The 6,538-nt window shown below is 23.7% G+C and carries 7 protein-coding genes and 1 pseudogene; 4 read left to right on the forward strand and 4 right to left on the reverse strand.

All coding sequences use genetic code 11. The features are described 5' to 3' along the window. Window positions 1-1,055 precede the first annotated feature (1,055 nt). A pseudogene (locus tag ACZYT4_RS13810) lies at window positions 1,056-1,382 on the forward strand (transposase). Between the two features lie 462 nt (window positions 1,383-1,844). Here the strand turns inward: ACZYT4_RS13810 and ACZYT4_RS13815 are convergent. The 4 genes from ACZYT4_RS13815 to ACZYT4_RS13830 all read right to left on the reverse strand — a co-directional run bounded on the left by ACZYT4_RS13815 (window position 1,845) and on the right by ACZYT4_RS13830 (window position 4,903). Beyond that, window positions 1,845-3,089, reverse strand: a complete 1,245-nt coding sequence (locus tag ACZYT4_RS13815; RefSeq protein ID WP_463786889.1) for a hypothetical protein — start codon at window positions 3,087-3,089, stop codon at window positions 1,845-1,847. Window position 3,090: 1 nt separating this feature from the next. Then, window positions 3,091-3,795, reverse strand: a complete 705-nt coding sequence (locus tag ACZYT4_RS13820) for a LytR/AlgR family response regulator transcription factor (RefSeq protein ID WP_463786891.1) — start codon at window positions 3,793-3,795, stop codon at window positions 3,091-3,093. A gap of 68 nt (window positions 3,796-3,863) precedes the next feature. Next, on the reverse strand, window positions 3,864-4,421 hold the full coding sequence (locus tag ACZYT4_RS13825; RefSeq protein ID WP_463786894.1) for an accessory gene regulator B family protein: 558 nt from the start codon (window positions 4,419-4,421) through the stop codon (window positions 3,864-3,866). Next, window positions 4,418-4,903 carry a helix-turn-helix domain-containing protein gene (locus ACZYT4_RS13830; RefSeq protein WP_463786897.1) on the reverse strand — a complete coding sequence of 162 codons (486 nt, stop codon included), beginning with the start codon at window positions 4,901-4,903 and terminating at the stop codon, window positions 4,418-4,420. Before ACZYT4_RS13830 ends, ACZYT4_RS13825 begins: the two co-directional genes overlap by 4 nt. Before the next feature lie 442 nt (window positions 4,904-5,345). Between ACZYT4_RS13830 and ACZYT4_RS13835 the strand changes: the two genes are divergently transcribed. The 3 genes from ACZYT4_RS13835 to ACZYT4_RS13845 all read left to right on the forward strand — a co-directional run. Continuing rightward, entirely contained in the window at window positions 5,346-5,483 is a 138-nt protein-coding gene (locus ACZYT4_RS13835; protein WP_463786899.1) for a cyclic lactone autoinducer peptide, read from the forward strand. A gap of 224 nt (window positions 5,484-5,707) precedes the next feature. Then, window positions 5,708-6,184 (forward strand): sigma-70 RNA polymerase sigma factor region 4 domain-containing protein, encoded by a 477-nt coding sequence (locus ACZYT4_RS13840; protein ID WP_463786901.1) that lies wholly within the window; start codon window positions 5,708-5,710, stop codon window positions 6,182-6,184. 48 nt (window positions 6,185-6,232) lie between these two features. Continuing rightward, a partial coding sequence (locus ACZYT4_RS13845) for a recombinase family protein (protein WP_463786903.1) occupies window positions 6,233-6,538 on the forward strand: 306 nt, incomplete at its 3' end.

Consider the following 6,538-nt stretch of genomic DNA (forward strand, 5'->3'; position numbering starts at 1 on the left):
ATGTCTACATGAGTTCAAAATATTATTTGAAATAGAAATAAATTCATCACTCTATTCAATATACTGGTTTTTTAAATAAGGAAAATTATAAAAAACAAAAAAATTTGATACAAAAAATTTGGTAATTTAAAATCTAGTATTTAGTATTCTAAAAATTTTTAAAGTTTATACGTTGTAATTTTGAAAAACTTTAAAGTAGTTACCAAAAATTCAAATTCTTTTTTGTATATAATTTGGTGATTATTTCATGCGTTATGCATTACCGATACAGAGTTTAAGCACTATTTTATAATATTCAATTTACATATAAAGCATCATTAATACACAGATTAGCACCACTTTTGTTATCATGAACCGACCATCATTATTATAGCGAAAGAAGAACTTTTATTATGCCTAAAAAAGTTTTTGTCAGATCTATTCTTTAATTACGTGTTGTAGATATTTCAATGTGTAAAATTGAGTATTTAATGTATGTATCAAACTCATTGTCCAGCTATTTATAAACCCACTAATATTCATTCTTGGTTATTAAGTTATAGCTGATTAAGCATTATGATTTAAGTTTATCATTAATTCAGATAAAACTGATCAATCATTCCGATTAGGTTGACCAGCCATATAATATATATTCTTTTTGATGTAATATTTAATTGTAGATAGGCATCAAAAATATCACTACAAAGTCAATTCTACAAGATTTATTCATATTTTAAGAAAGTTTTTTTGAATGGTGCTATTCATTTGCATAGGTGGTGCTATAATTATCTACTGCTGGTGCTGATGTTGTGAATTAAGTGGTTGAAGAACGTGAAATAATCATTAATAATGAAATTCTGATTTTACAGTAAGGTTATAGTTAAATCTATTTTATATAAAAATAAAACTGAAAGATTAATTTAAATCCTCCCGTTAAATTATAGGATCTATCTTATCAATTCAATTAACTTTTCAAATAAACTTTATTATATAGTGCTTACAAAGAAAAACAAAAATAAAAGAAAAATCGTCATCACACTGGTGTGATGACGACATCAAACAAGTAATACTATTCGATTTTTAAAGTGAAATATTCACATACAACATATAATTGCAAATATCATATAGTCATTATAGCAAAATATCGAAGAATGGTGTATCAGCGTTTATGGGATATTTGAAAAGCAAGTCAACATTGATGATATTTGATAGACATGCAAACATGAAGTATAAATATGGGAATAGAAAATTTTGGTCAAAAGGGTATTACTGTGTGACAGTAGGACATAAACGAGGAAGCAGTCAAGAATTATATAAAAAATCAATTACAGGAAGATAAGCTATCAGATCAGATGAGCATGAAAGAATTTATTGATCCATTTACAGGAGAGAAAATCAAATAAAAAGAAAAACCCCTTTAAGGGGTAAAATGTGAAAGTGTTGTGGTTGTCAACCTTCAGTGGTCGAGAAGGACTTGCACAACAACATGCCCTTACAGGGCTGGTCCATACCACTGATTTTATCAGTGGTTAAGATTAAGGATAAGTGTTAAAGCATAGGTAATAAGTTGTTCTAATTTATGTTAAGCAATAATTTCCATAAAACTGGTCAATCATCTCAAGTGGTTTAACTGACCTTCCATGACATAATATCGAATTGTAATGAAGTTGTTTTGTTAATTTTTATAAAATATAAACAGTATATGTTGGTGTTAGGATTGATAAAAAATTGAAATAAATATTTTGATTTTAATAAACTTTTAATTAATGATGTTTTTATGATATTGAAATTTTCAATCTTGTCATTGTAAAAGATGATTATCTAAATACAATTTAGGTAATATTAATTTTTGAGTAGTAGGAAAGCTAACGTTTATTTTTACCTAAGAAGCAGATAATTAATTTTAGTTTATTATTATTTTCAATATCAATATCGATTTGGTATTGATATTGATATAGGATAGAAGATAGTTTATCTTTAAATGCAGATATATTCAAATCATGATAAGGAAAGATACACTGTATAACTAATCTACTAGCTATGGTTTTGGATTTAATAAGAATAATTGAACGATCATTCTTTAGAAAATCAGCCTGATGTTCACTTATGTCCAAAATATAATCAAAAAAATTAAATTGTGCTTCAAAATTAATAATGTTTATTTTTTCATCTTCTATCACAGCAACACATTCAATATTTTTATTTTTAAATGTTTGCAGACGTTGATTTATTAAATAATTTAAGATAATTGAATTTGAATAAATCATATTAAATTCTTTGTATGTTTCATCCATAAGTTTTTGTACTTCTTCTTTTGCACAAGCGATTTCATTATCATTAATTAATTTATAAAGATGTGAGTATGAGTGAATAAGGTTATGAAAGAAATTAAAATTGTATAAATAATGTTGGTTTATTAATTTGTATTTTGATTCTATAAGTTCTGATTTATATTTTTCAATTTTTAAATCAGAAGTATTTTTATTATAATTAATAATCAATATAAAAATAATACTTGTCAAAATATAAGATAATATGCATAAAATAATAATTATACTGTATTGTTGAGGGAAACTATTGAAAGAATTAAAATAGTTTGCCTCAATGATCATGAAAAAAAGTAATACTATGGGTACGATAAAGATTAAACAAGTATAATATGGTAAATTGTTGATTTGGATATATTTTATGATTTTAGTGTATAAAAGTGTCAATATTACAAGAAATATAAAAGATCCGAATAATCCCAATATAAAAGAAAATGAATAAGTGAATAAAAAAGTATGATGGAAAAAAGGAACTATGAAGTTATTAGATAAAATAAAAGCAACTAATGTTTCGGAAAATATTTGAAATGTAAAAAAAGGAATAACCACAAAACAATATGATAACAAAGTTCCCTTATATTGAATTAAAAGATATGTTATATATAGTATCAGTAATCCTAAAGCTTTAAACATATTTATTCCATTTAAATTGAGTAAACAGATTAAAATGTAAGTAGATATAAATAGTGCATATTTAGCATAATGATTTCGTTTTATTGTTAAAAGATTTACAGCAAGATAATTAATTAATAAAAAAGATAGTAAATCAAATATTATAACCATCTTATAAGACTCCTTGTAAATATTTCGCATATTCTGCTTCTAAAGTATGCTTAGAATTTCTAGACAGAGGGATAACATCGTTAGAAATTAGAAATACTTCATTTTTACCAAATGCACTTATTTGTGCTAAATTGACAATAAAAGATTGATGAGAGTATGAAAAACCGTATTCATGTAATTTTTCATACCAGTATTTAAGTGGGTAATAAGTACTATACTTCTCTCCGCTTGAAATATTAATAATTGTTTTCCTGCTATATAATTCAATGTATAAAATCTCATTATAAAATATTTTTTTATTTGATATTTTAGGGTCATAAAAACCAAGATGTTTTTTAAAATGATTTTTAATAATATTTTCCATTTCAATGTTGAACAATTCTTGTGTAATTGGTTTCAAAAAATATCTATCAGCGTGTATTTTATATCCCTCTAGTGCATATTTCATGTAGTTTGAAATAATAATTATTCTGCAGTCATGATAAATATGTTTTAATTTTAATCCAATATCAATACCATTTTCATGATTGAGTTGTATATCTAAAAAAAGAATATCATAGTCTTTTATGATTTCAAAAAGCATTTGTGAATCTTTGCATATTTTTGTAACATACTCTATTTTTATATCATCAAAATATACATTGATACAATGCAAAAGTTGTTTAATATCATCTTCATTGTCATCATAAATCAATATTTTTAGCATAAACATCAAACCTTTCCCACTGATATTCTATATTATTATAATAACAAAATTTCGATGGTTAATAAATATTATTGGCATTTTTCATTAAGAAGATTACCAATTATTAAATTGAAGATATTTATTATATTTATATAGAATAATAAATTTATTAATGTATTAATGGAAAATATGTAAGCTAATACTGAAAAAAACAGAAAAATAATTTCTATTTTTATAGCTTTAAACTTATATATATTTTTTTCATAAGAATTTAATTCCTTGTTTTTATGTTCAACAGGAGCTAAAAAATATGATAAAAGTAAAATAGCTATTGTGGAGAAAATATAATACAGATACGAAATATTACAGATATTAGAATAATAAGAGATAGCAATAGAAATAAATGAAGAAAATAATATACAAATGACATCATTATTAAAATGATAACCACCAAGATATTTTCTTAAAGGAATAAATAGTGCTAGGAAAAGAATGACATTTAAATAAAGTTTAAAGTAAATAATAAAGGGAATGGTAATAAATACGTAAAATATATATTTTTTAAAATATGAGAATCCATAATCAAAAACATCTTGATCAATTTGCACATTGTTGGATATTAAATATGTATAAATTTTATTTTTCATAATTCCTCCGAATTGTTTTTATTGTGAAAAAATGCTATTAAATCACTTATTATTTTATACTCATCATTGCTTAAATCTCTTGCAGAAATTTCTAATGGATGATTATCAATTAATAAATAATCAGTTGTTATATGACAAATCGTACATATCATACTTATATGTGATAGGTTTGGCTTAGATAGGCCATTTTCCCAATTGCTTACACTGCCTCTTGTAACATTGAGCATTTTTCCAAATTCTGATTGATTAACATTTAAAATATGTTCACGTATATATTTTATTTTTTCTGATGTATTATGTGCAAAATAGGAATTCTTTGTAAAATTAATATTTTGAGTGTTTTTATATGTATCGCTATTTTTAATTAAATCATAGAAATGAAATATAAATAATTTTTGGTTTTCCAATAATGAATCAATATTAAGTGCTTTCTTTTCGACTCCAAACAAAATCATTTCTGAACTTGTATTTAATATTTTCATTAATTCCTTTAAAGTGGATGACGGAATAATTCCAATTCCAGCTTCTCAGCTAGATATAACAGAAATATTAACGTTGATTCTTTTGGATAAATCTAATGCTGATATACCCAATTTTTCTCTTATAGTTTTTATACCAGTTTTTTGCGTAGTGTACATTTTGTGCCACCTTTCATAAATTTTTGATATAAATTAAGTATAATTGACAATTTTTGAATTGTAATATGCATATAAATTATATTGTGCATAGCTAATATACAAAATAAATAAAAATGTATATATTATAAGCATTTATTATAAATAAAAAAATTTTTTGACATAAAGTATGCTAAATATTCATGACATATATATATTAATTTATTTTTATGATATCTTAAAATCAAGAAATAAAAAGAAAGGAAGTGAACATAAAGCAGAATGTAATATATATCTGCTTTATAAAATGATGAAAAAATTTATTTTGAATCTATTTGGAAAATCTCTTTCACTTATTGCTGTGTCAAATGTTAATAGTGCATGTGCAATTATTTATGGTCAAAAACATGAACCGAAATCTTTATCTCGATTTAAAAAGTATAAATAATTAATATCTTGATAATAAGTAAACAGTTTTTTGAGAGAATGGCTAATCTATATCTTAAGTTTAATTTTATATTATACTTTTAAGATATAGATTATTTTTGTATGAGTATGCTTAGTAAAATAACAATTTATAACTATCTGATTATTTGAATTATTATAGTAATGTATTATATTAGAGCACCACCTCCAATGATTTAAAAAAATTTAAATTGTTGGAGGTATATAATGTATAAAGTCAATGACTATGAAAAAGAAGATTTTAAAAGAATAACAAACAAGGATGGATTAAATACATATTTTATAAAAGTTAATCGAGTATATGTAAAAGTAGATAAAGAAATATATTTAACTTGTCTTAGAAGTTACATGAAAATAAAGTATAACAAAGAAAGGGAAGTAGCAAATTCGGTCCAGTATTATTCGGACATGGATTTAGCTACTTCTTTTATTTTTAACAGAAGTAAATATGTTGATTTTGTTCGTCAAATATACATTAAAGATTTGGCTAAGAAAGCTGTTCAGGAAATTTACAGTTTACCAAATCAATATAAAAATATAGCAATCTGTATTTTTTTAGAGGAAATGACAATTGCAGAAACATCAGAGAAATTACATATACCTATCTATACTGTTGGAAAAAGAAAGAAAAAAATACAAAAAATTTTAAAAAATAAATTAAAAGACGGCGAAAAAAATTTTTAGTTTCTTATGTAAGAAGTGAAGGGATATTTACCTGAAGGAGGAAACTAAATGAAAGAATTAAAAGTATTTATTTATTGTAGAGTTTTATCTAAAGAAGCAAAATCTTTACTTGAGTATCAAGAGGATATACTTAAAGAATATGCAGATATACTCAATGCAAATGTTTTTGCAGTAGCAAGAGAGATAGGTAGTGGTAAGCATTTTAGAAGTAGAGGGATGGAAAAGCTTATATATTATATTATTAATGAGAAAATTGATGTTATCTTTATTTATGACAAGACAAGAATCTGTATTTATGAGGAACTGTTTGCTGAATTTAAGATGCTTTGTGACAAGCATGAAATTGATATATTG

The sequence above is a fragment of the Massilimicrobiota sp. mt181 genome (genome assembly GCF_055420065.1).

Bases quoted from the DNA above. Each gene is read 5' to 3' on its own strand.
- ACZYT4_RS13815 (WP_463786889.1), bottom strand. From the start codon at position 3,089: ATGGTTATAATATTTGATTTACTATCTTTTTTATTAATTAATTATCTT.
- ACZYT4_RS13820 (WP_463786891.1), bottom strand. From the start codon at position 3,795: ATGCTAAAAATATTGATTTATGATGACAATGAAGATGATATTAAACAA.
- ACZYT4_RS13825 (WP_463786894.1), bottom strand. From the start codon at position 4,421: ATGAAAAATAAAATTTATACATATTTAATATCCAACAATGTGCAAATT.
- ACZYT4_RS13830 (WP_463786897.1), bottom strand. From the start codon at position 4,903: ATGAAAATATTAAATACAAGTTCAGAAATGATTTTGTTTGGAGTCGAA.
- ACZYT4_RS13835 (WP_463786899.1), top strand. From the start codon at position 5,346: ATGAAAAAATTTATTTTGAATCTATTTGGAAAATCTCTTTCACTTATT.
- ACZYT4_RS13840 (WP_463786901.1), top strand. From the start codon at position 5,708: ATGTATAAAGTCAATGACTATGAAAAAGAAGATTTTAAAAGAATAACA.